At 72.6% G+C, this 23,616-nt stretch carries 16 protein-coding genes; 6 read left to right on the top strand and 10 right to left on the bottom strand.

The features are described from left to right. Positions 1 to 32: 32 nt before the first annotated feature. A complete protein-coding gene (gene pulA, locus J3R08_RS21350; RefSeq protein WP_209962608.1) occupies positions 33 to 5,531 on the top strand; it encodes a pullulanase-type alpha-1,6-glucosidase in 5,499 nt (1,832 codons plus the stop codon). 71 nt (positions 5,532 to 5,602) lie between these two features. Here the strand turns inward: pulA and J3R08_RS21345 are convergent, their stop codons facing one another. The 3 genes from J3R08_RS21345 to J3R08_RS21335 all read right to left on the bottom strand — a co-directional run bounded on the left by J3R08_RS21345 (position 5,603) and on the right by J3R08_RS21335 (position 11,232). Further along, positions 5,603 to 7,453 carry a hypothetical protein gene (locus tag J3R08_RS21345; RefSeq protein WP_209962606.1) on the bottom strand — a complete coding sequence of 617 codons (1,851 nt, stop codon included), beginning with the start codon at positions 7,451 to 7,453 and terminating at the stop codon, positions 5,603 to 5,605. Positions 7,454 to 7,744: 291 nt separating this feature from the next. Beyond that, on the bottom strand, positions 7,745 to 9,445 hold the full coding sequence (locus J3R08_RS21340) for a hypothetical protein (RefSeq protein ID WP_245254782.1): 1,701 nt from the start codon (positions 9,443 to 9,445) through the stop codon (positions 7,745 to 7,747). A gap of 311 nt (positions 9,446 to 9,756) precedes the next feature. Next, positions 9,757 to 11,232 (bottom strand): aminopeptidase P family protein, encoded by a 1,476-nt coding sequence (locus tag J3R08_RS21335; RefSeq protein WP_030504250.1) that lies wholly within the window; start codon positions 11,230 to 11,232, stop codon positions 9,757 to 9,759. A 113-nt stretch (positions 11,233 to 11,345) separates the two neighbouring features. On the opposite strand from J3R08_RS21335, the gene asnB reads away from it, so the two are divergent. Beyond that, positions 11,346 to 13,307, top strand: a complete 1,962-nt coding sequence (asnB, locus tag J3R08_RS21330; protein WP_043329713.1) for an asparagine synthase (glutamine-hydrolyzing) — start codon at positions 11,346 to 11,348, stop codon at positions 13,305 to 13,307. A gap of 60 nt (positions 13,308 to 13,367) precedes the next feature. On the opposite strand, the gene J3R08_RS21325 is transcribed toward asnB, so the two are convergent. Continuing rightward, positions 13,368 to 14,504: a lytic polysaccharide monooxygenase gene (locus J3R08_RS21325; protein ID WP_209962602.1), complete on the bottom strand. Its 1,137-nt coding sequence runs from the start codon at positions 14,502 to 14,504 to the stop codon at positions 13,368 to 13,370. A 335-nt stretch (positions 14,505 to 14,839) separates the two neighbouring features. On the opposite strand from J3R08_RS21325, the gene J3R08_RS21320 reads away from it, so the two are divergent. Beyond that, positions 14,840 to 15,769 (top strand): carbohydrate kinase, encoded by a 930-nt coding sequence (locus J3R08_RS21320; RefSeq protein ID WP_209962600.1) that lies wholly within the window; start codon positions 14,840 to 14,842, stop codon positions 15,767 to 15,769. Positions 15,770 to 15,825: 56 nt separating this feature from the next. Here the strand turns inward: J3R08_RS21320 and J3R08_RS21315 are convergent, their stop codons facing one another. Then, positions 15,826 to 17,058, bottom strand: a complete 1,233-nt coding sequence (locus tag J3R08_RS21315; RefSeq protein WP_104115085.1) for a multidrug effflux MFS transporter — start codon at positions 17,056 to 17,058, stop codon at positions 15,826 to 15,828. 83 nt (positions 17,059 to 17,141) lie between these two features. On the opposite strand from J3R08_RS21315, the gene J3R08_RS21310 reads away from it, so the two are divergent. Both J3R08_RS21310 and J3R08_RS21305 read left to right on the top strand, forming a co-directional pair. Beyond that, the gene (locus J3R08_RS21310; protein ID WP_043329717.1) at positions 17,142 to 17,651 is read left to right on the top strand and encodes a MarR family winged helix-turn-helix transcriptional regulator; all 510 of its coding nucleotides are present in this window, start codon (positions 17,142 to 17,144) and stop codon (positions 17,649 to 17,651) included. Between the two features lie 10 nt (positions 17,652 to 17,661). After that, entirely contained in the window at positions 17,662 to 18,561 is a 900-nt protein-coding gene (locus J3R08_RS21305; protein WP_209964347.1) for an aminoglycoside phosphotransferase family protein, read from the top strand. Positions 18,562 to 18,575: 14 nt separating this feature from the next. Here the strand turns inward: J3R08_RS21305 and J3R08_RS21300 are convergent, their stop codons facing one another. Together J3R08_RS21300 and J3R08_RS21295 are read right to left on the bottom strand one after the other, a co-directional pair. Further along, the gene (locus J3R08_RS21300) at positions 18,576 to 19,403 is read right to left on the bottom strand and encodes an MBL fold metallo-hydrolase (protein ID WP_104115082.1); all 828 of its coding nucleotides are present in this window, start codon (positions 19,401 to 19,403) and stop codon (positions 18,576 to 18,578) included. Next, on the bottom strand, positions 19,400 to 19,804 hold the full coding sequence (locus tag J3R08_RS21295; RefSeq protein WP_030504258.1) for a thioesterase family protein: 405 nt from the start codon (positions 19,802 to 19,804) through the stop codon (positions 19,400 to 19,402). Before J3R08_RS21295 ends, J3R08_RS21300 begins: the two co-directional genes overlap by 4 nt. 114 nt (positions 19,805 to 19,918) lie before the next feature. Between J3R08_RS21295 and J3R08_RS21290 the strand changes: the two genes are divergently transcribed. After that, complete coding sequence (locus J3R08_RS21290; protein ID WP_209962598.1) at positions 19,919 to 20,980, top strand: phosphatase PAP2 family protein; 1,062 nt, start codon at positions 19,919 to 19,921, stop codon at positions 20,978 to 20,980. A gap of 13 nt (positions 20,981 to 20,993) precedes the next feature. On the opposite strand, the gene J3R08_RS21285 is transcribed toward J3R08_RS21290, so the two are convergent. From J3R08_RS21285 to J3R08_RS21275, 3 genes are all read right to left on the bottom strand, one after another. Further along, positions 20,994 to 22,619 (bottom strand): PH domain-containing protein, encoded by a 1,626-nt coding sequence (locus tag J3R08_RS21285; protein WP_374102385.1) that lies wholly within the window; start codon positions 22,617 to 22,619, stop codon positions 20,994 to 20,996. Then, on the bottom strand, positions 22,616 to 23,143 hold the full coding sequence (locus tag J3R08_RS21280) for a PH domain-containing protein (protein WP_064445350.1): 528 nt from the start codon (positions 23,141 to 23,143) through the stop codon (positions 22,616 to 22,618). Before J3R08_RS21280 ends, J3R08_RS21285 begins: the two co-directional genes overlap by 4 nt. Before the next feature lie 73 nt (positions 23,144 to 23,216). After that, positions 23,217 to 23,426, bottom strand: coding sequence for a hypothetical protein (locus J3R08_RS21275; RefSeq protein WP_069087711.1), 210 nt, complete (start codon positions 23,424 to 23,426; stop codon positions 23,217 to 23,219). Positions 23,427 to 23,616 lie beyond the last annotated feature (190 nt).

Raw genomic sequence — 23,616 nt, 5'->3', positions numbered from 1 at the left:
CGGGCGAATCAGCGACCAGAGAAAGGCCGTCGATGAAACCGCCGCCGATATCCCCCAAGGCGCTGCTCGCCCTGGTCACCTCCCTCGTGCTCGCCGTCGTCGGCGTTCCGGTGGCCCTCCATCAGCTCGGCGACGACGCTCCCGAGCGCGCCGCCACCCCCGACGTCCTCGCCGCCGGCAACGCTCCCCAGTGGAACCACGAGCCCTCGCCCGACGCGCTGCTCGCGGCGAGCCGCAACACCGCCAAGGCCGAGCAGTTCTACTTCGTCCTGCCGGACCGCTTCGCCAACGGCGACAAGCGCAACGACAACGGCGGCCTCACCGGCGGCCGGCTCACCACCGGCCACGACCCGACCGACAAGGGCTTCTACCACGGCGGCGACCTCAAGGGCCTGATCGACCGGATGGACTACATCCAAGGGCTCGGCACCACCGCCATCTGGCTCGCCCCGATCTTCAAGAACCGGCCCGTGCAGGGCACCGGCGCCGACGTCTCGGCCGGCTACCACGGCTACTGGATCACCGACTTCACCCAGGTCGACCCGCACTTCGGCACGAACGCGGAGCTGAAGAAGCTGGTCGACCTCGCCCACCGGCGGGGCATCAAGGTCTACCTCGACATCATCGTGAACCACACCGCCGACGTCATCCGGTACGCCGAGGACAAGTACGGCTACGTGGACAAGAAGACCGCGCCCTACCGCGACGCGCAGGGACGACCCTTCGAGGACCGGAACTACGCCGACGGCACCCGTAAGTTCCCCGCCGTCAACGAGAAGTCGTTCCCGTACACCCCGGTGTTCGCCACCCCCGCCGACGCGAAGGTCAAGGTACCGGCGTGGCTGAACGACCCGACCATGTACCACAACCGCGGTGACTCCACCTTCGCCGGGGAGAACAGCGAGTACGGCGACTTCTCCCGCCTGGACGACCTGTGGACCGAGCGGCCCGAAGTGGTGCGCGGCATGACCGACATCTACGCCGAGTGGATCGGCAAGGCCGGCGTGGACGGGTTCCGCCTCGACACCGTCAAGCACTCGAACCTCGAGTTCTGGCCGCAGTTCGCCCGCGGCATCGACGCCGCCGCGGCAAAGGCCGGCAAGAAGGACTTCTTCATGTTCGGCGAGGTCTACAGCGCCGAACAGGAGATCCAGTCCACCTACGTGCGGCGCGGCGGCCTCCCCGCCACGCTCGACTTCTCCTTCCAGGAGGCGGCACGTGGCTACGCCGCCGCCGACGGCTCGGCCAAGGCCCTCGCCGACGTGTACGCCAAGGACGACCTCTACACCGCGCGGGACACGAACGCCAACCGGCTCACCACGTTCCTCGGCAACCACGACATGGGCCGGATCGGCTCGTTCGTCGCCGCCGGCGGCGGGGACGACGCCGCCCAGCTGACGCGCAGCCGGCTCGCCCACCAGCTCATGTTCCTCACCCGTGGCCAGCCGGTCGTCTACTCCGGCGACGAGCAGGGCTTCACCGGCCCGGGCGGGGACAAGGACGCCCGGCAGGACATGTTCGCCTCCCGGACCGCCGACTACCTCGACGACGACCTGATCGGCACCACCCGCACCCACGCCGTCGACCAGTACGACACCCGCCACCCGCTCTACCGGACCATCGCCGAGCTGGGCGGCCTGCGGGCCGCGCACCCGGCGCTGCGCGACGGCGTCCAGGTCACCCGGCACGCCGCCGACGGCCCCGGCGTCTTCGCGTTCTCCCGCGTCCTGCCCGCCGACCGGATCGAGTACGTGGCGGCGGTGAACAACGCCGCCACCCCGCAGACTGTCACGGTGGACACCTGGTCGGCCGGCGCCCGCTTCACCGGCGTGTACGGCGGCGCCGCAGACGTGACGGCCGCCGCCGACGGCAAGCTGAGCCTCACCGTGCCGGCGATGTCGGCGGTGGTGCTCAAGGCCGACCGGGCCATCCCGCACCCCGGGGCCGCTCCGAAGATCACGATCACCGAGCCGGGTGACGAGCCCGCCCCCGGCAAGGCCACCGTCACCGCCCAGGTCACCGGCGACCCGCTCGCCACCGTCACGTTCGCCGCCCGGGTCGACGGCGGGAAGTGGACGCTGCTGGGCAGCGCGCACCGCGCCCCGTACACCGTGCACCACGACCTCACCGGCCTGCCCGGCGGCACCACTGTCGAGTACAAGGCAGTGGTCCGCGACGGCAAGGGCCGCACCGCCACCGCCCGCGCCACCGGCACCGTCGGCACCCCGGACCGGGGCGAGTCGCGGGACTGGGCGATCGTGCACTACAAGCGCCCGGCCGGCGGGTACGACGACTGGCGGCTCTACGCCTGGGGTGACATCGACCCGGCGTACGTCACCGAGTGGCCCGCCGGGCAGCCGTTCGCCGGCGAGGACTCGTACGGCCGGTTCGCCTGGGTGAAGCTCAAGCCGGGCGCGAAGTCGGTCGGCTTCGTCGTGGTCGACTCCGGCGGCAACAAGGACGTCGCGGCCGACCGCTTCATCGACGTGACCCGGACCGGGGAGGTCTGGGTCAAGCAGGGCGACGCCGAGGTGTACCCGACGCGGCAGGCCGCCACCGGCGAGCCCGACCCGCCGGTGGCGCCGGACACGGCGCTGATCCACTGGCGCAAGGCCGACGGCAACTACGACGGCTGGGGCCTGCACCTGTGGGACGGCGCCGCCAGCCCGACCGACTGGGCCACGCCGCTCAAGCCGGAGAAGATCGACGCCTACGGCGCGGTGTTCCGGGTGCCGCTGAGCGCCGGCGCGACCGGGCTGAGCTACATCGTGCACTCCGGCGACCAGAAGGACCACCCCGAGGACCAGCGGCTCGACTTCGCCACCGCCGGGCGCGAGGTGTGGCTGCTCGCCGGCGTCAAGGGCCGGCTGCTGCCGACCACCACGTCCGGCGCCGCGACCGACATCGACATCACCAGGCAGAAGGCGAACTGGATCGACAGGTCCACAGTCGCCTGGGCCACCGGCCCGACCGACGGCAGGCGGTACGCGCTCGCGGTCGCCCCGGCCGGTGGAATCGGCGTCGCCGACGGCGAGCTGACCGGCACGTACACCGAGTTGCCGCTGCGGGCGCAGCGCAACGGGCTGACCGAGGCGCAACGACAGGCGTACCCCCATCTCTGGGACCGTCGCGCCTTCACGCTCGCGCGCGGCGACCTGGCCAAGGTGCCGGCGGCGCTGCGCGGGCAGCTCGTGGTGACCGAGCGGGACGCCGAGGGCGCCCTGCTCGCCGCCACCGGCGTGCAGATCCCCGGCGTGCTCGACGACGTCTACGCGGCCGCGACCGGCGCGAAACTCGGCCCGACGTTCGCCGGGCGGGTACCCACGCTGGCCGTGTGGGCGCCCACCGCGCAGAAGGTGGCGCTGGAGCTGTTCGACTCGCCCACGGCCGAGCCGACCACTGTGGCGATGCGACGCGACGACCGCACCGGTGTCTGGTCGGTGCGCGGGACGAAGGCGTGGACCGGCCGCTACTACCGCTACCAGGTGCAGGCGTGGCAGCCGGCGACACAGAAGGTGGTCACCGCGTCGGTGACCGACCCGTACTCGGTGGCGCTCGCGCCGAACTCCACGCACAGCCAGATCGTCGACCTGACCGACCCGGCGCTCGCGCCGGCCGGCTGGGCGAACCTGCGCAAGCCGGCCGCCCCGCCGGCGTCGAAGGCCCAGATCACCGAGCTGTCGGTGCGGGACTTCTCCATCGCCGACAACACGGTTCCGGCCGAGCGGCGCGGCACCTACCTGGCGTTCACCGACCCGCAGACGGCGGGCATGAAGCACCTGCGGGCGCTCGGCGACGCCGGGGTCAACTACCTGCACCTGCTGCCCGCGTTCGACTTCGCCACCATCCCGGAGAAGCGGGCCGACCAGGCCCAGCCGGCCTGCGACCTGGCCGCGCTGCCGCCGGACTCCGACCAGCAGCAGAAGTGCGTCGCGGCGGTCGCCGACACCGACGGCTACAACTGGGGGTACGACCCGCTGCACTACACGGTGCCGGAGGGCGGGTACGCCACCGACCCGAACGGCGCCAAGCGCACCACCGAGTTCCGGCAGATGGTCGCCGGGGTGAACAAGGCCGGCCTGCGGGTGGTCATGGACGTGGTCTACAACCACACCTCGGCCGCCGGCGCCGACCCGAAGTCGGTGCTCGACCAGGTGGTGCCGGGCTACTACCACCGGCTGCTCGACGACGGGTCGGTGGCCAACTCGACCTGCTGCGCCAACACCGCCCCGGAGCACGCCATGATGGGCAAGCTCGTGGTGGAGTCGATCGTCACCTGGGCCAAGGCGTACAAGGTCGACGGCTTCCGGTTCGACCTGATGGGTCACCACCCGAAGGCGAACATCCTGGCCGTACGGGCCGCGCTGGACAAGCTCACGCTCGCCCGCGACGGCGTCGACGGCCGGAAGATCCTGCTCTACGGCGAGGGCTGGAACTTCGGCGAGGTCGCCGACGACGCCCGGTTCACCCAGGCCACCCAGATCAACATGGCCGGCACCGGCATCGGCACGTTCAACGACCGGCTTCGCGACGCGGTGCGCGGCGGCGGCCCGTTCGACGCGAACCCGCGCGCGCAGGGCTTCGCTTCCGGCCTCTACACCGACCCGAACGGCGACGAGGTCAACGGCACGGCGGCCGAGCAGCGGGCCCGGCTGCTGCACCAGCACGACCTGATCAAGGTGGGCCTGACCGGTAACCTGCGCGACTACCGGTTCACCGACTCCTCCGGGAAGCGGGTCACCGGCGCGCAGGTCGACTACAAGGGCGCGCCGGCCGGATACACGGCCGCGCCGGGCGAGGCGGTCACCTACGTCGACGCGCACGACAACGAGATCCTGTACGACGCGCTGGCGTACAAGCTGCCGCAGGGGACCTCGGCGCAGGACCGGGCCCGGATGCAGGTGCTCGCGCTGGCGACCACAGCGCTCGGGCAGGGCGCCGGGTTCGTCACCACCGGCTCGGAGCGGCTGCGCTCGAAGTCGCTGGACCGCAACTCGTACAACTCGGGGGACTGGTTCAACCAGATCCGCTGGGACTGCGCCCAGGGCAACGGGTTCGGCGCGGGCCTGCCGCCGGAGGCCGACAACCGCGACAAGTGGTCGTACGCGAAGCCGCTGCTGGCCGACCCGTTGCTGGTGCCGGACTGCGCGGCGGTCGAACTGGCCGACGCCCGGTACGCGGAGCTGCTGCGCGTCCGCCGATCCTCGCCGGTGTTCGGGCTCAGCAGCGCCGAGCAGGTGCAGAAGCGGGTGGCGTTCCCGCTGTCCGGGACGAAGGAGACGCCGGGCGTGCTCACCATGACCCTCGACGCGCGCGGGCTGGACGGGACGTGGAAGTCGGTGACCGTCGTCTTCAACGCCACGCCGGAGACGGCGAAGCAGACGGTCACCGGGCTGCGCGGGGCGAACGTGACGCTGCATCCGGTGCTGCGGAACTCGGCCGACCCGGCGCTGCGTACCGCCTCGTTCGACCGGGCCGCCGGCACGTTCACCGTGCCCGCGCGCAGCGTGGCGGTGTTCGTCCAGAGCTGACCGGCACGGCCGACCGGCCCCCTGCCACGTCACGTGGCAGGGGGCCGGTCGCGTACCCCGGGACCGTCAGGTCAGTTGAAGCAGTCCTCGACGGTGTTGGCGCAGTTGGTGGGGTCGTTGTTGCTGATGAGGGACTTGTCGTCGAGCTTGACGCGTCCTTCGTTGTTGAGGACGCCGCCGGCGACCCGGTGGAGCTTGCTGGAGTCGGTGGCGGTGTTCTTGGTGACGTGGGTCTTGGTGAGGGTGATCTTGGCCTTGTTGTTGAAGATGCCGCCGCCGTTGAGGGCGGTGTTGGCCTTGATCTCGGTGTCGCGGATGGTGAGGGTGGCGTTGTCGTCCTTGTCGTGCTCGCGGGTGAGGAAGCCGTCCTCGATCTTGATGAGCCACTCACCGTTGTAGATGCCGCCGCCGAAGCGGTTGGCGGTGTTGTCGACGATCTTGCTGTCGGCGATCGTGGCGCTGGCGTGCTCCTTGTCGTTCGGGTAGCCCCAGTGCTTGCCGCCGGTGACCACCACGCCGCCGCCGTTGCCGTCGGCGTGGTTCTTGGCCACGTGCACCTTGTCCAGGTCCAGGTCCGTGTTCTCGGCGTAGACGCCGCCACCGTTCTCGCAGGCGGTGTTGCCCGTGATCGCGGTGAAGGAGACCGTGACGGTGCCGCCGCTGCTGAACAGACCGCCGCCGTTCTTGCCGGCGCGGTTGTCCGACAGGCTGGACTTGATGCCGTCCTTGCCGTGGTCGGAACCGAAGATCTCGACGATCCCGGCCTCGTGGTGCTTCTCCTTCTTGTCGTAGCCCTTCGGCGCGGCCGAGGCCGCCGGGCCGTGCTCGCCGGAGAAGCCGCCGCCGTTGGCGATGCCGCCGCCGTTGCCGCCGGCGGTGTTGTCGTCGACGTGGGTTTCCTCGACCTTGAGGATGCCCTCGTTGAAGATGCCGCCGCCGTCGCCCTGGGCGTGGTTGTTGACGACCTTGCTCTCCTTGAGCCAGGTGCGGCCGTAGTTGGCGACGGCGCCACCGTCGCCCTCGGCGTTGTTGTCGACGAGCTTCACATTGTCCAGGTAGGCGCTGCCGCCGCGCTCGACCAGCAGCGCGCCGCCGTCACCCTCGACCCGCTTGTCGTCGTCCTTGCCGCCGTTCGTGCCGTCGGCGACGGGCGTGACAGCGGCGGCCGTGGTCGCCGCGGCCGGAGCCGCGACAGCCGGAGCGGCCGGGGCCGCCACCGCCGGGGCGGCCGCCGGAGCAGCGGCCGGCGGCTGGCCGCCGCCACCCGGGTACTTGAACTCGTTGGCGTTGCCGCCCTTGATTGTGAGGTCCTTGAGGGTGAGGTCGCCGCCGTCGCGGACGCGGAAGATGCGGAAGGTGTCTTCGGCGTCGCGCTTGATGGTGGAGCCGTTGCCCTTGATGGTGACGTCCTGCTTGATCTCGGGCAGGGCGGAGCCGAACTTGCGGTCCTTGACGCCGAGTTCGTAGGTGCAGTTCTCGGCGAGCTTGAGGGTGCCGCCGTGGTCGCGGTTGGCCAGTTCGAGGGCGTCGATCAGGGCGTCGTCGTCGCAGGCGACCTCGCGGGTCTTGCCGTGGTCGTCCTTGCCGTCCTTGCCCCAGTCGCCCTTGTCCGGGCCCCACTCGCCGCGGTCGCGGCCTTCCTGGCCACGGTCCTTGCCGTCCTTGCCGTCCTTGTCGTACCCGTCCCGGCCGTACTCGCCCTTGTCGCCGTGGTCGTCGTCGCTGAGCTGCTGCGTGGTCGACCACTTGACGTCGGCGAGCCGGTGCGGGCCGGTGGCCCCGGTGGTCGCGTAGGCCACGCCGGCGAGGCTGACCGCTCCGGTCAGGCCCACGACGCCCGTGGCGAGCCACATCCGGCGACGCCGGAGCGGGGAGATGGTCTTGCTGGTGGCGTCATTGTTATTGCGAAGGTAGTTGGACATCGGAGCTCTCTGCCCTCTCCTTGTACCTGACAAGGTCGCTTCGCCCTGGCGAGGCGGCCTTCGCTACAAATCGGTTGTAGCTGCTGAGAACGACCGTATGAGAACCTTCTTCGCCTCGTGGCCATATACGAAAAAAACCCGCATAAGGGTGCGGGTGGGATGGGCGGGCGCAGTGCGGTCCGGACGCCCCGGTGGGGGACACCACGGCCAGCCGGGCCGCTCCGAGGTCGGGTGCCCTCCTCCCGCCGTCGCGGCGGAAGGAGGGCACCCCGGGTTATGTGGTGGAGCGAATCAGTTGAAGCAGTCCTCGACGGTGTTGGCGCAGTTGGTGGGGTCGTTGTTGCTGATGAGGGACTTGTCGTCGAGCTTGACGCGTCCTTCGTTGTTGAGGACGCCGCCGGCGACCCGGTGGAGCTTGCTGGAGTCGGTGGCGGTGTTCTTGGTGACGTGGGTCTTGGTGAGGGTGATCTTGGCCTTGTTGTTGAAGATGCCGCCGCCGTTGAGGGCGGTGTTGGCCTTGATCTCGGTGTCGCGGATGGTGAGGGTGGCGTTGTCGTCCTTGTCGTGCTCGCGGGTGAGGAAGCCGTCCTCGATCTTGATGAGCCACTCACCGTTGTAGATTCCGCCGCCGAAGCGGCCGGCCGTGTTGTCCACGACCGCGCTGTCGGCGATCGTGGCGCTGCCCGCGAGGCCGTCCTTCTCGGCGCCGTTACCGGCCCAGTCGCGCCCGCCGGTCGTCACCACGCCGCCGCCGTTGCCGTCGGCGTGGTTACCCGCCACGTGGACCTTCTCCAGGAGCAGGTCGGTGTTCTCGGCGTAGACGCCGCCACCGTTGTCGCAGGCGACGTTGCCGCCGATCGCGGTGAACGAGACGGTGACCCAGCCGCCGCTGCTGAACAGGCCGCCACCGTTGTGGCCCGCCCGGTTGCGGCTCAGGGTGCTCAACGAGGCGTCCTTGCCCTCGTACGCCCCGGTGATCTCGACCGTGCCGGCGCGGTGCTTGCCGTGCTCACCCTTGTCGGCCTTCGCCGCCGAGGCCAGGTCGACCGGCCCGTCGTGGTGCTCACCGCTGCCGTTGGCGATGCCGCCGCCGTTGCCGCCGGCGGTGTTGTCGTCGACGTGGGTTTCCTCGACCTTGAGGATGCCCTCGTTGAAGATGCCGCCGCCGTCGCCCTGGGCGTGGTTGTTGACGACCTTGCTCTCCTTGAGCCAGGTGCGGCCGTAGTTGGCGACGGCGCCGCCGTCGCCCTCGGCGTTGTTGTCGGTCAGCTTCACGTTGTCCAGGTGCGCGCTGCCGCCGCGCTCGACCAGCAGCGCGCCGCCGTCGCCCTCGACCCGCTTGGCATCCAGCTCGGCCGGGTCGGCCGCCTTCGGCACGGACGGCCCGGGGTACTTGAACTCGTTGGCGTTGCCGCCCTTGATTGTGAGGTCCTTGAGGGTGAGGTCGCCGCCGTCGCGGACGCGGAAGATGCGGAAGGTGTCTTCGGCGTCGCGCTTGATGGTGGAGCCGTTGCCCTTGATGGTGACGTCCTGCTTGATCTCGGGCAGGGCGGAGCCGAACTTGCGGTCCTTGACGCCGAGTTCGTAGGTGCAGTTCTCGGCGAGCTTGAGGGTGCCGCCGTGGTCGCGGTTGGCGAGTTCGAGGGCGTCGATCAGGGCGTCGTCGTCGCAGGCGACCTCGCGGGTCTTGCCGTGGTCGTCCTTGCCGTCCTTGCCCCAGTCGCCCTTGTCCGGGCCCCACTCGCCGCGGTCACGGCCTTCCTGGCCACGGTCCTTGCCGTCCTTGCCGTCCTTGTCGTAGCCGCCGTCGGAGTCGTTGCCGGCGTTCTGGGGAGCGACGGCGTGGTTGTCCGCCACCGGCTCGGTGCCGGACTTGTCGTCGCGGGCGGCGAGACCGCCCAGCGCCGCCAGCCCGACGACGCCGGTCAGCCCGGCCACGCCGGTGGCGACCCAGAGCGCCCGCCGCTTGCTCGTCCGCGGGGCAGGCGCCATCGGCGCTCCACCGTCGGGTGTCGTTACATCGTTCGACATGAGATGAGAGCCCTTTCGGTTCTTCCCAAACGGGTCGCACCGCCCCAGGCCGGGCGACCAGCTACAAACCGGTTGTAGCCTCTGACCAGCACCGTATGAGAAGGTTCCTCGCGAGGAAGACGTATCCGAAAAAAGCCCGCATTCCTCCCACGATCGGCGGTCGGTGACCAACCACGTGAGCGGACCGCAACTCCCCCAGACGGCGGCGGGCCCCACCACCTGCCGTGAAGGCGCGGTGGTGGGGCCCGCCGGAAGATCGCGGCCCGCAGGACTCAGCCGGGCAGGCGGGGGCCCGCCTCACGCTGCTCGGCCAGCCAGGTCTCCACCTCGTCGGAGCGCCGCGGCAGACCGGCCGACAGGTTCACCGGACCGTCCGCGGTGACCAGGATGTCGTCCTCGATCCGCACGCCGATGCCCCGCAGCTCCTCGGGGACCATCTCGTCCTCCGGCTGGAAGTAGAGCCCCGGCTCGACGGTCAGCACGTACCCCTCGCCGAGCGGACCCTCCCGGTAGTTCTCCTTGCGCGCGTTGGCGCAGTCGTGCACGTCGATGCCGAGCATGTGGCTGGTGCCGTGCAGCGTCCACCGCCGGTAGACCGTGGAGGCCGGGTCCATCGCCTCGTCCACGCTCACCGGCAGCAGCCCGAGATCCTTCAGCGCCTCGGCCAGCACCCGCATCGAGGCCAGGTGCACGTCCCGGAACGCCACGCCCGGCCGGCACATCTCGATGCCGGCCTGCTGGGCGGCGTACACGGCGTCGTAGACCTGGCGCTGCAGCGGCGTGAACCGGCCGTCGACCGGCAGCACCCGGGTGACGTCGGCGGTGTAGAGGTTGCGGTTCTCCACGCCCATGTCCATCAGCAGCAGGTCACCCGGACGGGTGGCGCCGTGGTTGTGCACCCAGTGCAGGACAGTGGCGTGCTCGCCGGCCCCGACGATCGAGCCGTACCCGACGTCGTTGCCGTCGTGCCGGGCGCGCAGCGCGAAGACGCCCTCCAGCAGCCGCTCGGAGACGCCGCGGTCGGCCGGCAGCGCCCGTGCCACGTCCTCGAAGCCGCGCACCGTGGCGTCGCACGCCTCCTGGAGCTGCGCGATCTCCCACTCGTCCTTGACCAGCTTCAGCTCGGCGATCGCGATGGCCAGTTCCCGGTCGCGGCCGGGCTGACCGTCGGCGCGCGCGCCGTCGTACTGACGCACCGCCGCGTCCACCCGGGCGTCGAAGCCGCGCAGCACCCGGGTACGCCCCGGCGCCAGCTCGGCCAGCGTCGCGTCCAGCTCGCTCAGGTCGGCCGTCGGCAGGCCCAGCTCGGTGGACTTCTCCCGCAGCGTCGGCCGGCGGCCCACCCACAGCTCACCGTGCCGGCTGCGGAAGAACTCGTCGGTCACCCGCGACGACCGGGGCCGCATGAACAGCGTGGACTCGCCACCCGGGCGCAGCACGAGGACGCTGTCCGGCTCCAGGTCGCCGGTCAGGTACGCGAAGTCGCTGCCCGGACGGAACCGGTGCTCGGTGTCGTTGGCGCGTACCTTCTCGTTGCCCGTGGGGATGACCAGCGTCTCGCCCGGGAAGGCCTCGGCCAGCGCGGCCCGCCGCTTGGCGTGGTTGGGCGCCTCCGGGCGCGGGGCGACCGGCAGTTCGGTGTCCCGCCAGCCCTGGCGCATGAACGACAGGAACGCCTCCGGGAAGTCCGGGTCGTGCGACTCCGTACCGTCCGCCGGTTTGCCCTGTCGCGTCCGCTCCTCGGCCATGATCCGTCCCTCCCTGAGCCTCGTCGCTGGTCCAGACGGTACCGCGCGCACGACAGCGGGAGGTGCCTGCGGTGCCGCGACGGAGGCTTCCGGCGCGTGGAAAGATGGCGGCCATGTGCGGACTCCTGGCCTTCTTCAGCGCGCGCGGCGACGCCGCCGCCCACCGCGACAACATCGCCGGCGCACTGGAGTGCCTGCACCACCGTGGCCCGGACGAGACCGGGGTCGAGGTGGTCGGCGACGCCTCCGGCCGGTACGCGGACGGTGTGTTCGCGCACAAGCGCCTGGCGATCATCGACGTGGCGCTGAGCCACGAGCCCCTGCCGTACGCGGGCGGGCGGTACCTGCTCACCTTCAACGGCGAGATCTACAACTACATCGAGCTGCGCGAGGAGCTGATCCGCGACTACGGCGCCCAGTTCGCCACCAACGGCGACGGCGAGGTGATCGTCGCCGGCTACCACTACTGGGGTGAGCAGGTGCTCACCAAGCTGCGCGGCATGTTCGCGTTCGTCATCTGGGACCGGCAGGAGCGGCGGGCCTTCGGCGCCCGGGACTACTTCGGCATCAAGCCGCTGCACTACCTGGAGACCCAGGACGGCCTCTACCTCGCGTCGGAGAAGAAGGCGCTGCTGCCGTTCGCGCACTCGGCGTACCAGGGCGACGCGGGCATCGACACCGCCAACCTGAGCCACTACCTGACGCTGCAGTACGTGCCGGAGCCGGGCACGCTGCACAAGGGGATCAGCCGGATCGGCTCGGGGGAGTACCTGAACTGGACCCCGGGCGGCCGGATCGAGGTGCGCCGCTGGTACCGCCCGGTGTTCCGGCCGGCCCCGGTCTCCGACGAGCAGCGGCTCTACCACGACATCCGGGAGACGCTGCGGGAGAGCGTCCGGATGCACATGCGCTCGGACGTGCCGGTCGGCTCGTTCCTGTCCAGCGGCATCGACTCCACCGCCGTGGTGGCGCTGGCCCGCGAGTTCAACCCGAACATCCTCACCTTCACCGTCGGCTACGACGTGCCCGGCTACTCCGAGATCGACGTGGCCCAGGACTCGGCCCGGCACCTCGACGTGACCACCATCCCGACCAAGATCGGGCCGCAGGACATGATCGACGCGCTGCCGAAGATCGTCTGGCACCTGGACGACCCGGTCGCCGACCCGGCGCTGGTGCCGCTGTACTTCGTGGCGAAGAAGGCCGCCGAGCACGTCACGGTGGTGCTCTCCGGCGAGGGCGCGGACGAGTTCTTCGGCGGCTACACGATCTACCGGGAGCCGCTGTCGCTCAACTCGGTGAACAGCCTGCCCGACGGCGTGCAGAAGGGCCTGCGCGCGGTGTCCAAGGCCATTCCGCAGGGGGTCAAGGGCAAGAGCTTCCTGGAGCGCGGCACCACCCCGATCGAGCAGCGCTACTACGGCAACGCCCGGATGTTCACCGAGGAGGAGAAGCAGCACCTGCTGCGCCGCTACGACCCCTCGGTGCGCTACACCGACGTGACCGCCCCGATCTACGCCGAGTGCACCGAGCTGGACGACGTCACCAAGATGCAGTACGTCGACCTCTACACCTGGCTGCGCGGCGACATCCTGGTCAAGGCCGACCGGATCTCGATGGCGCACTCGCTGGAGGTGCGGGTGCCGTTCCTGGACCGGGAGGTGTTCAACGTCGCCGCCGGCATCCCGGTCGACCTGAAGCTGCCGCCCCGCTCCGAGGCCACCAAGTACGCGATGCGCCAGGCGCTGCAGGGCGTCGTGCCGCCGGCCATCGTCAACCGCAAGAAGCTGGGCTTCCCGACCCCGACCCGGGTCTGGCTGCGCGGCGAGATGTACGAGTGGGCGCGGCACGTGCTGTCCACCTCGGGCGCGGGCGACCTGATCGACCTGTCGTACGCGATGCGCCTGCTGGAGGAGCACAAGCGGGAGGAGGCGGACCACTCCCGCAAGGTGTGGACCGTGCTGATCTTCTGCATCTGGCACGCCATCTTCGTGGCCAAGACGCTCGACCCGGGCATCCAGCGCAACCAGTCCGCGCTGCTCACCAAGCCGGTCGTCGGCAGCATGGTCCGCTGACCCGAGCGTGACGAGGAAGGGCCCCCGGGGTGTTCCCCGAGGGCCCTTCCCGTTACGGGGTCACCTGCCGGTGCAGGTGACCGTCGGCAGGGTGTTGGTGCCGGAGAAGTTCGCGGTGAAGCCGAACGTGGTGGTGCCCTCCGGCGGGACGCTGCCGTTGTAGGCGGCGTTGGAGACGCTCACCGACGCCCCGCTGCCGCTCAACGTGCCGTTCCACACCTGGTTGATGGTCTGGCCGCTGGGCCAGGTCCAGTTCGCGGTCCACCCGGAGTACGTCCGGGTGCTGTGGTTCATGATCGTCACTTCGCCCTGGAAGCCGCCACCCCAGGCGGTGACCACCTTGTACACCGCCATGCAGGAGCCGGCCGGCATGGTCGGGCTGGTCGTCACCGGCGGAGGCGAGGTCGGCGGCGCGGTCGTCGGGGGCGCGGTGGTCGGGGGCGCGGTGGTCGGCGGCGCGGTCGTCGGGGGGTTGCTGCCGCCCGAGCCGATCCCGGTCACCTCGCCGTTACCGCCGTCGAACGTCACGTCCGAGCAGCCGAAGAAGTTCTCCTGGCTGTCCGAGCGGACCCAGCGCGAGTAGATGATGTGCCGGCCGCTCTTGTTCGACGGCAGGTTGCCGGTGAAGTAGTAGTGACCGTCGTTGGTGCCGACCGCGCCGCGCTGCGGCGGGTTGGTCACCTGCAGGAACGGCTGCTCCTCCAGGTCGCTCCAGGCCAGCGGCCGGTTCGGGCTCCAGTTGTCCTTGGTCACGTAGAAGTAGAACGTGCCCGGGTGGTGGGCCCAGTTGCTGTACCGGAACTCCATCGACCGGCCCGCCGTCAGGTGGGTGATCGGCCAGTCGTTGCGCGCCGCGTCGTACCCGCTGAAGCCGGGGTTGCCGCCGCTGCACAGCTTGCCGTCGGGGATGAACCCGACGGTCCGCCCGCCGGCGTCGGAGCGCAGCACGCTGAACCAGTTGTACAGCGAGTTCGCGCCGCTCTCGGCCACCGCCGACGAGCAGGCGGGGTTGTTCGGCCGGATCTCACCGGTCCCGGTGAGGCCGTCCTTCCAGCACAGGTAGGTGCGGGCGCCCGGCGTCATGGCCGCGCCGTGCGCGGCCGCCGGTCCGGAGTTGGTGACCAGGGCGAACGCGCCCAGGGTCAGGGTGGCGGCCGCGGTGAGCAACGCGGCCGTACGGGATCGGGATCGGTGCACGGGGATCTCCTGACTCGCGGAGCGTGGCCCGGTTCGGCCCGCCCCGCTGCGACGAGCGGATGCGACGATCGCGGTGCCCGCGCCCGGTCGGAGTGCGGCCGTGGCCGTCGACGGGCGCGCACCGTCTGCGGTCCGTTGCCCAACGGACCGTGGATGCCCTCGCGTCGGATCGACCCGGCGGCCGGTGACGCGGCAGCCCCCGCGTCGTCACCCGGCACCGCCATCCCACCACGTCCGGGCGCGGCCCGCAATAGGCGCCGTTCGATGCCAGGGTCCCGGCGCGCGGTGGCGCCGGTATGCGCCAGGATCGGGGTAGGACGACGAGGGGAGCCAGGATGGGATACGCGGTGGTGCTCGGCGAGGCGCTGGTGGACCTGCTCGACGCCGAGCGCGACGGAGAGCCCGTCTACCGGCAGGCGATCGGCGGGGGACCGCTCAACGTGGCGGTGGCGACCGCTCGGCTCGGCGGGGACGCGCGGTTCGTCGGGTCGCTCGGCGACGACGCGCTGGCCGGACGGATCCGCGCCTTCCTCACCGACGCCGGTGTGGACGTGAGCGGGACGGTGACCGTGCCGGCCCCGACCGCGCTCGCGGTGGCCACCTTCGCCGGCCCCGAGCCGGACTTCCGCTTCTACGGCGAGCCCCGCTCGTACGCGCTGCTCGGCCCGGACGACCTGGACGTGGCGCTGGTCGAGGGCGCGGACGTGCTCTACTGCGGCTCGATCGTGCTGCTCGACCCGCCGGTGCTCGCCGCCGCCCGGCGCGCCTGGTCGATCGCGGGCGCGCTGCGGGTGTTCGACCCGAACGTGCGGCCCCGGCTGCTCACCGCCCCGGGCGCGCTGGACGGGCTGCGCGCGGTGGTCGCCGAGTTCGCCGCCGCCGCGCACCTGGTCAAGCTCAGCAGCGCCGACGCGCGGGTGCTCTACCCGCACGAGCCGGTCGAGGGCGTGGCCGCGTACCTGCGGGAACTGGGCGCGAGCACGGTCGTGGTCACGCTCGGCGCGGACGGCGCGCTGGTCGCCGCCGGCGACGACGTGGTGCGCGTGCCCGCGCCGAAGGTGGACGCGGTGGACGCGACCGGCGCGGGGGACTCGGTGATGGGCGCGCTGGTGGCCGAGCTGCTGGCCGCCGGTGAGCCGGCCGACCCGGCCGGGTGGCGGGAGCGGGTGGCGTTCGCGCTGCGGGTGGCCGCAGTGGTCTGCGAGTCCCCGGGTGGCGCCACCGCCATGCCCACCCGCGAGGAGGTGACCGCCCGCTTCGCGTGAAAGGAAGGGCCCCTTGTTAACGCCTCACGTAGAGAAGGGGCCCCTTCTTAACGTGCTCAGCGCTCAGCCCGCGTGCGGGTCATCGTCAGGACGGTGACCAGGGTGAGGACGGCGGCGCCGGCCAGGACCGTGGCCATCGGCAGCGCGCTGCCCTCGCCGCCGAGCCCGACCAGGGGCGCGGCCAGCGCGCCGACGACCGACTGGATGCCGCCCATCAGCGCGGCGGCGGTGCCGGCGTGGCGGGCGTGCGCGTCCAGCGCCAGCGCCGTGCTGTTCGGCGTCACCATGCCCAGCGCGCCGACGTAGCCGAACAGCGCCACCGCGGTCAGCGCGAGGCCGTCGGTCAGCGCGCCGCTCAGCACGCCGGCCGCGGCGACCAGGCCGACCGCCAGCGCGGTGACCAGCAGCCGGCGTGGCGGGAACCGGTCGAGCAGCCGGGCGTTCAGCTGCCCGACGGCCACCAGGCCGAGCGCGTTGACGCCGAAGATGACGCTGAACACCGCCGCGGAGACGCCGAAGACGTCCTGGAACACGAACGACGACCCCGAGATGTACGCGAACAGCCCGGCGAAGGCGAAGCCCTGGGTCAGCGCGTACCCGAGGTAGACCCGGTCGGCGAGCAGCGACCGCATGGTCCGGGCGGTGGCCCCCAGCCCGCCGGTGCTGCGGCGCTCGGCCGGCAGCGTCTCCGGCAGGCGCAGCGCGACCGCGACGGCCAGCACTGCGCCGATGGCGGCCAGCACCAGGAAGACGGACCGCCAGGAGCCGAACCGGAGCACCAGGCTGCCCACGCCCGGCGCCGCGATCGGCGCGACCCCGAAGACCAGGGTGAGCCGGGAGAAGTACTTCGCGGCGTCCCGGCCCGAGTAGAGGTCGCGGACCACGGCGCGGGCGACCACCACGCCCATGCCGCCGGCCAGGCCCTGGGCGAACCGGACGGCGGCCAGCAGCGGGGCGTTCGGCGCCGCCGCGCACGCCAGCGCCAGCACGGTGTACGCGACCACGCCCACCAGCACCGGGCGGCGGCGCCCCCAGCGGTCGCTGAGCGGCCCGGTGACGAGCTGGCCGAACGCCAGGCCGATCAGGCAGGTGGTCAGCGAGAGCTGGATGCCGGCCTGGTCGGCGCCGAGGTCGCGGGTCATGGCCGGGAACGCGGGCAGGTACATGTCCAGCGAGAGCGGGCCGATCGCGGTGAGCGTGCCGAGCAGCACCAGCAGGCTCGCGCCCCCGGTGGACGCGGTGGCGCCGGCGCCGGTCGGGCGGGCGGCGGGCGGCGCGGCTTGACTCACGAGCGGGTACCCCCTGAAATCCGATGTGCTCGGGTACCTTACCTCTGTAGTCAGAACTATTGCGATGTGAGGCGGGTGACCCCGTGTCGACGAACGAGCAGGTCGCGCGGTTCGGCGCGGTCCTCGGGGAGCTGCACCGGCTCGTGCGCCGCCGGTCCACGGCGCGCGCCGGGCGGGACCCGCTGCCCGAAGCTCAGGTGGAACTGCTCCTGCTCGTCCGGGACACGCCGGGCATCAGCGGCAAGGACGTGGCCCGGCGCCTCGGCACGGCGCCCAACACCGTGAGCACGCTGGTCCGCGACCTCACCGACGCCGGGCTGCTGGCCCGCGACCGCGACCCCGCCGACCGCCGCGTGGTCCGGCTGCGCGTCACCGAGGCCGCCCACCGGCGGATGGCCGACCACCAACGGCACCGCACCGCGCTGCTCACCGAGGCGCTGGCCGACCTCGACCCGGCAGCGCGTGACGCGATCCTGGCCGCCGCCCCGCACCTCGACACGCTGCTCACCACGCTGCGGGCACACACCCGCCCGGAACGGGACCCCCGTACGTCCGGAAACCCGGTGGCCGCCGCGCCGCCCGGCACCGGATGATCGCCGGGTGATGCTGCACCAGGACGAGACACCTGTGGACGAGGGGATCGTCCGGGCGCTGCTGACCGACCAGCGCCCCGAGTGGGCCGCGCTGCCGTTGACCCCCGCCGGCGCCGGGACCGACAACACCATGTACCGGCTCGGCGACGACCTGCTCGTCCGGCTGCCCCGCACCGCGGAGAAAGCCGGCGCGCTGCGCAAGGAACAGCTGTGGCTGCCCCGGCTCGCGCCACTGCTGCCGTACCCGGTGCCGGAACCGCTCCACGCCGGGACGCCGACCGCCGCCTTCCCGCTGCCGTGGTCGGTGCAGCGGTGGATCCACGGCGACGAGGTCGGACCCGGCACGGTCCGGGACTGGGCCGCCCTCGGCGCCGACCTGGCGGTGTTCGTACGTCACCTGCACGCGGCCGACCTGCTCGGCGCGACCCGCGCGGACGCGCTGAGCGGATACCGCGGCGGCAGCCTGCACCCCTGTGACACCTGGGTCAGCGCGGCGCTCGACGACTGCCGGAGCAGGATCGGCGACGAGATGGACGTCGACACCCTGCACAGGCTCTGGCGCGACGCCCTCACCCTGCCCGAACCCGCCGGCCGGCACGTCTGGCTGCACACCGACCTCAAGCCCACCAATGTGCTGGCACGCGACGGCCGGCTGTGCGCGGTGATCGACTTCGGCGGGCTGACCGTCGGGTTCCCGGACGCGGAACACGCGCCGATCTGGGACCTGCCGCCGCCGGCCCGGCACGCCTACCGGGAGGCGCTCGGTGTCGACGACGTGACCTGGGCACGGGCCCGCGCCTGGGCGCTCGGGGTGGCGGCCAGCGGCGTCTCCTACTACTGGCACACGTTCCCGGCGTTCGTCGCCGAGTGCCGCAACCGTCTCCGCGAGATCCTCGCCGACGCCGGCTGAGCCCGGGCCGCCACTCAGGCGGTGCCGTCGAGTTCGGCGTAGCCGCGGCGGGCGGCGATCAGGCCCGGCCGGGCGCCGAACGGCGACTCGGCCGCCACCCGCTCCGGCGGCGCGCTGCCGGTGTGCCCGGCGCGGATCAGCCACGCCTGCCGCGCGAGCTGCGCGTGCTGCTCGCGGACGAAATCCGCGCCGACCGGCTCGCCGTGGCCCGGCACCACCACCGTCGCGGGCGTGGTCAGGCGCAGCAGGTCGGCCAGCGCGTCCGGCCACCGCAACGGGTACGACTCCTCGAACGCCGGCGGCCCGCTCTGCTCCACCAGATCGCCGGCCACCAGCACGTCCGCATCGGGCACGTGCACCACCAGGTCGGCGTCGGTGTGCCCGTGCCCGGGATGGCGCAGCACCACCCGGCGGCCCCCGACGTCGAGCACCGTCTCCTCGACCACCTCGTGCGTCGGCGCCCGCGGCTCGGTACGCGCCAGCTCCTCGGCCAGCGCCGGCTGCTCGGCGCGCATCTCCTCGTACGCGGCGCGGCGCAGCGCGTCCGGCCGGTCCCGCAGCGCCGCCACGGCCTGCGGGTGCGCGTAGATCGCGGTGTCCGGCCCGGCCAGCGTGGCGTTGCCGAAACAGTGGTCGAAGTGGTGGTGCGTGTTCACGATCGTCCACGGGTACGGCGTCACCGCCCGCGCCGCCGCCGCCAGTTCCCGCGCCTGCCCGGCCGTGGAGAGCGTGTCGACCAGCAGCGCCGCGCCGTCGCCGACCACGAGCACCACGTTCACCGCCAGCAGCGGCTCACGTCGCACGTGCACACCGGGGGCGACCTCGGTGAAGCCGGCGGTCATGACGGGCCGAGGGCCCGCTCGACGAAGCGCTGCCGGTCGACCAGCGCCCGCTCGACCCGGCCCTGCGCCGCCACCGTCGGACCGTCGGTGACAGTCACCTCGAAGACGAGCCGCTTCCCGTCGACCTTCACCAGCTCGGCGTGGGCGGCCACGGTACGCCCGACCGGGGTGGCCGCGCGGTGCTCCAGCTCCACCCGTACGCCGACGGTGGTCGACCCGGACGGCATCCGGGTCGCGGTGGCGGCCACCGTCGCCGCCTCGGCCAGCGCCAGCACGCGCGGGGTGCCGAGCACCGGCACGTCCCCGGAGCCCACCGCCTGCGCGGTGTCGGCGTCGGTCACTGTCAGCTCGACGCGGGCGGTCAGGCCCGGCGTGAAGGGCGACTCCGGCTGCTCCTGCATGCGGCCGAGCCTAGTGCAGATGAACGGGGGCCGTCCGGCGTCCGAGCCGCCGCGCCCGTGTCGTCCCCGCCCGCCCGCAGGCCCGCCCGTCGCCCGCCGTTAACCTTGTCCGCGATGGCCGAGCAGACACAATCTCCGACCCCCGCCCCCGACGCGACCACCGAGTCGCCCGACGGCGGGCGCCGCCGTGTGATCGCGATGACCATCTGGGGCGTCGCCTTCGTGGCGGGCTGGCTCGTCATCGGCCTGCCCACCGACCCGGCGTACGCGTTCCTGTGGATCTGGGCCGGCACCATCGCCTGGAACTCGGCCCGCCCGTGGCGCAGCCACCTGCGCTTCGCCCGGGACTGGATCCCGGTGGTGCTGCTGCTCGCCGCGTACAACCTGTCCCGGGGCTTCGCCGACAACGGCGCCACCCCGCACGCGATGGAGCTGATCGTCGCCGACCGGTTCCTCACCGGCTGGCTCACCGGCGGTGAGGTGCCGACGATCTGGCTGCAGGAGCGCCTGTACGACCCGTCCGAGGTGCGCTGGTGGGACGTGCTGGTGAGCTGGATCTACTTCTCGCACTTCGTGGCGACGTTCGCCGCCGCGGCCGTGCTGTGGATGCGCAACCGGCGGCGCTGGATCGCGTACATGTCCCGCTGGGGCTTCCTGTGCGCGGCCGGCCTGGTCACCTACTTCGCCTACCCGGCCGCGCCGCCGTGGTGGGCGGCGCAGAACGGCCTGCTGACCGAGGTCGCGCGGATCTCCACCCGGGGGTGGAAGGAGATCGGCATGCACGGCGCGGGCAATCTGCTCAACGCCGGGCAGATCGCCTCCAACCCGGTGGCCGCGATGCCGTCGCTGCACACCGCGTTCGCGCTGTTCGTGGTGCTGTTCTTCATGCGGTCGGTGCGCAAGCGCTGGTGGCCGCTGATGCTGGCGTATCCGCTGGCCATGACGTTCACGCTGATGTACAGCGGCGAGCACTACCTGATCGACGTGCTGGTCGGCTGGGCGTACGTGGGCATGACGTTCCTGGTGGTCGGCCTGGCCGAGCGCTGGTGGGCGGCGCGGCGGGCCCGGCGTGCCGGTGAGCCCGCCGGCGCGGCCGGCGTGCCGCAGCCCGCCACCGCGGCCGAGGCCGACGCCCCCGCCGACGACCGGGACGCGGTGCCGGCCGAGCGACGCTAGCCCCGCTGGCGGGTCAGCGGCGGTGGTCGGCCCGGCGCGCGGCCCGCGACCGCTCGGTCAGCTCCGCGGCCAGCTCCCAGGCGTCGGCCAGGTCCCGGTCGACCGCCGCCGCCCCGGCCCCGCCCGCGGTGTCCGCGTGCACGGTGGCCAGCCGCAGCAACCGCTGCGCCGGGCCCTGGGTGACGCGCACGCTCTGGATCCGGGCGTACGGCACCAGCGTCAGCTGGCGGGTCAGCAGCCCGGACCGGGCCACGAAGACCCGCTCGTCGAGGCCGGCGCCGACCACCTTGCGGCTCAGCGGGCGCAGCCAGCGGGCCCGGGACGGGGGCGGCGTGCCGGGCAGTTCGTCCAGCCGTACGCCGGGCAGCACCTCCGCCACCACCATCGCGCCGGTGCCGGCGTCGCCGACCGGCAGCAGCCGGTCCGGGCGGTTGCGGTCGTCCGGCTCACCGGCCGAGTAGCCGGCCACCTCCAGCCGCAGCCGCAGCCAGCCCTTCATCCGCCAGAGCAGCGGCCAGGTCGCCCGCACGGTCTGCACCCGGTGCAGCGGCACCGTCTGCACCCGCGTCTCCAGCAGCCCGTTGTGCACACGCAGCGTGCCGTCGTCCCGGTCGAGCCGGAAACTCCAGTCGTCGAGCACCCGCCGGACCGGTTGCAGCACCACACCCGCCATCGCGGTGAGCGTGCTCGCCACCGCGATGAACGACCACGAGCCCTCGGAGAGGAACTGGGCGCCCACGAACACCACGCCGACCGGCAGCAGGAACGCCTGCGGCGTGAGCAACTGGCTGACCAGCAGGTCCTGGTTGCGGACGACGTGCAGCCGGCGGCCGGCCGGCGCGGGCGCGACAGGCGTACCCGGGGCGGCCGGCACGCCCGGCTCGGCCACGGCGGACGGGGCCCGGCCGGCGACAGCGAGCAGCCGCTGCCGCAGCGCGGTGGCCTCGGCCACGCTGAGGTAGGCCAGCGGCGCCTCGGTCTTGCCCCCGCCGACCACCTCGAGCCGCAGCTCGGCCAGGCCGGTGAGCTGGGCCAGCAGCGGCCGGACCACCTCCACCGCCTGCAACCGCTCCAGCGGGATGGCGCGCGTGCGCCGCCACAGCAGGCCCTCGTACACGCGCAGCTCCCGGCCCACCAGGTGGTAACCGGTGTTCCACCAGCTCACCACGGACAGCACGGTGGCGCCGAGCACGAAGACCGTGACCAGCAGGGCGAACCAGCCGAACCCGACCCGCGACAGCGTCGACCAGGACAGACCGGCGATCACGACGACGAGTGACTTCGCGCCGTGCAGCGCGGGGCTCAGCGGATGCAGCCGCTGCCGCGGTTCCTCCCCGTCGGACGAGGGCGCGGCGGCCGGACCCCATGGTCCCGGGTACGGCGGCGCGGGCGCGGGCCACGGCCCGGGCGTCGCGTCGGCTGCCGTCCCGTATCCGGGCGGGGGCCCGTATCCGGGCGGGGGCCCGTAACCGGGTGGTGGCGCGTATCCGGGCGGCGGTCCGTAGCCGGGCGGCGCGGCGGGCGGGCCGTAACCCGGCCCGGGCGGCTGTTCCGGACCGACCGGCGGTGGGGGACCGGGCGCCGCCCCGGGCCGGTCGTCGTGGGGCCGCGGCGCGCCGGGATCGCTCCGGTCGCTCACAGGCCCTCCGCCCGGTCCTCGCCCAGCGCGGTGAGCCGGTCGCGCAGCCGGGACGCCTCGGCCGGACGCAGCCCCGGCACCCGGGCGTCGCTGGCGGCCGCCGCCGTGTGCAACTGCACAGTGGCGAGGTCGAAGGCACGCTCCAGCGGACCGGCGCTCACGTCGACGAACTGCATCCGGGAGTACGGCACGATGGAGAGCCGCCGCACCAGCAGACCGTGCCGCACCAGCAGGTCGTCGTCGCGCTCGGCGTACCCCCAGGCGCGGACCGCGCGCACGATGGTGATCGCCCGCCAGACGCCGATCAGCAGGGCCACGCCGACGGCGGCGCCGAGCAGCCAGTGCCCGGACAGCGCCCAGGCCACGCCGAGCACCACGAGCGCCACCGCCAGCCCGATGCCGAGCCGGATCAGCTCCACCCAGATCAGGTCGCGGGAGATCGGCCGCCAGTCGACGGTGTCCGGCCAGGGCTCCAGCGCGCTGCGCGACGCGGGCGGGAGGCCGGTGTGGCCGTCACCGCTCACCGGGAGGACCTGCCGTGCTCGCCGCCGGTACGGGCTCGGGTCGTCTGCTCGCTCACGCTTCGAGCGTAGGCGATCAGGGAAGCGGGACCACCTCGCGGAGGAAGCCGCGTGCGTCGAGGAAGTCCCCGAGGGAGTCCCGGTGCGCCGGGCAGGCGAGCCAGGTCTTGCGCCGGTCGGGCGCGTGCAGGCGGGGATTGTGCCAGCGGAGCTGGTAGGCGGCGGGAGCACGACACCCCCGCGCCGAGCAGATCAGCTCGTCTTCGGGGGCGTTGGGAGTCGTCACCGGGGCGAGTCTAGGCGTCGCACGCCGGGAGTTTTAGCGCCGGGCGGCCACGGGGGGAGCCGCCCGGCGACGGGGTGAATCGTACACACTGCGGACCCCTTTTTGTCCACCCGTGTTCAGCGTTTTCGTGCGGCGGTACGGCGTGGCCGGACGGCGCGGCGAAAATCGTGCCTCTCCCACCCTCGGCTCT

The sequence above is a fragment of the Micromonospora sp. HB375 genome (assembly GCF_017872985.1).
GTDB lineage: Bacteria > Actinomycetota > Actinomycetes > Mycobacteriales > Micromonosporaceae > Micromonospora > Micromonospora chalcea.
The sequence above is the reverse complement of the archived record's forward strand: the minus strand, read 5'-3'. Positions and strand labels throughout refer to the sequence as shown.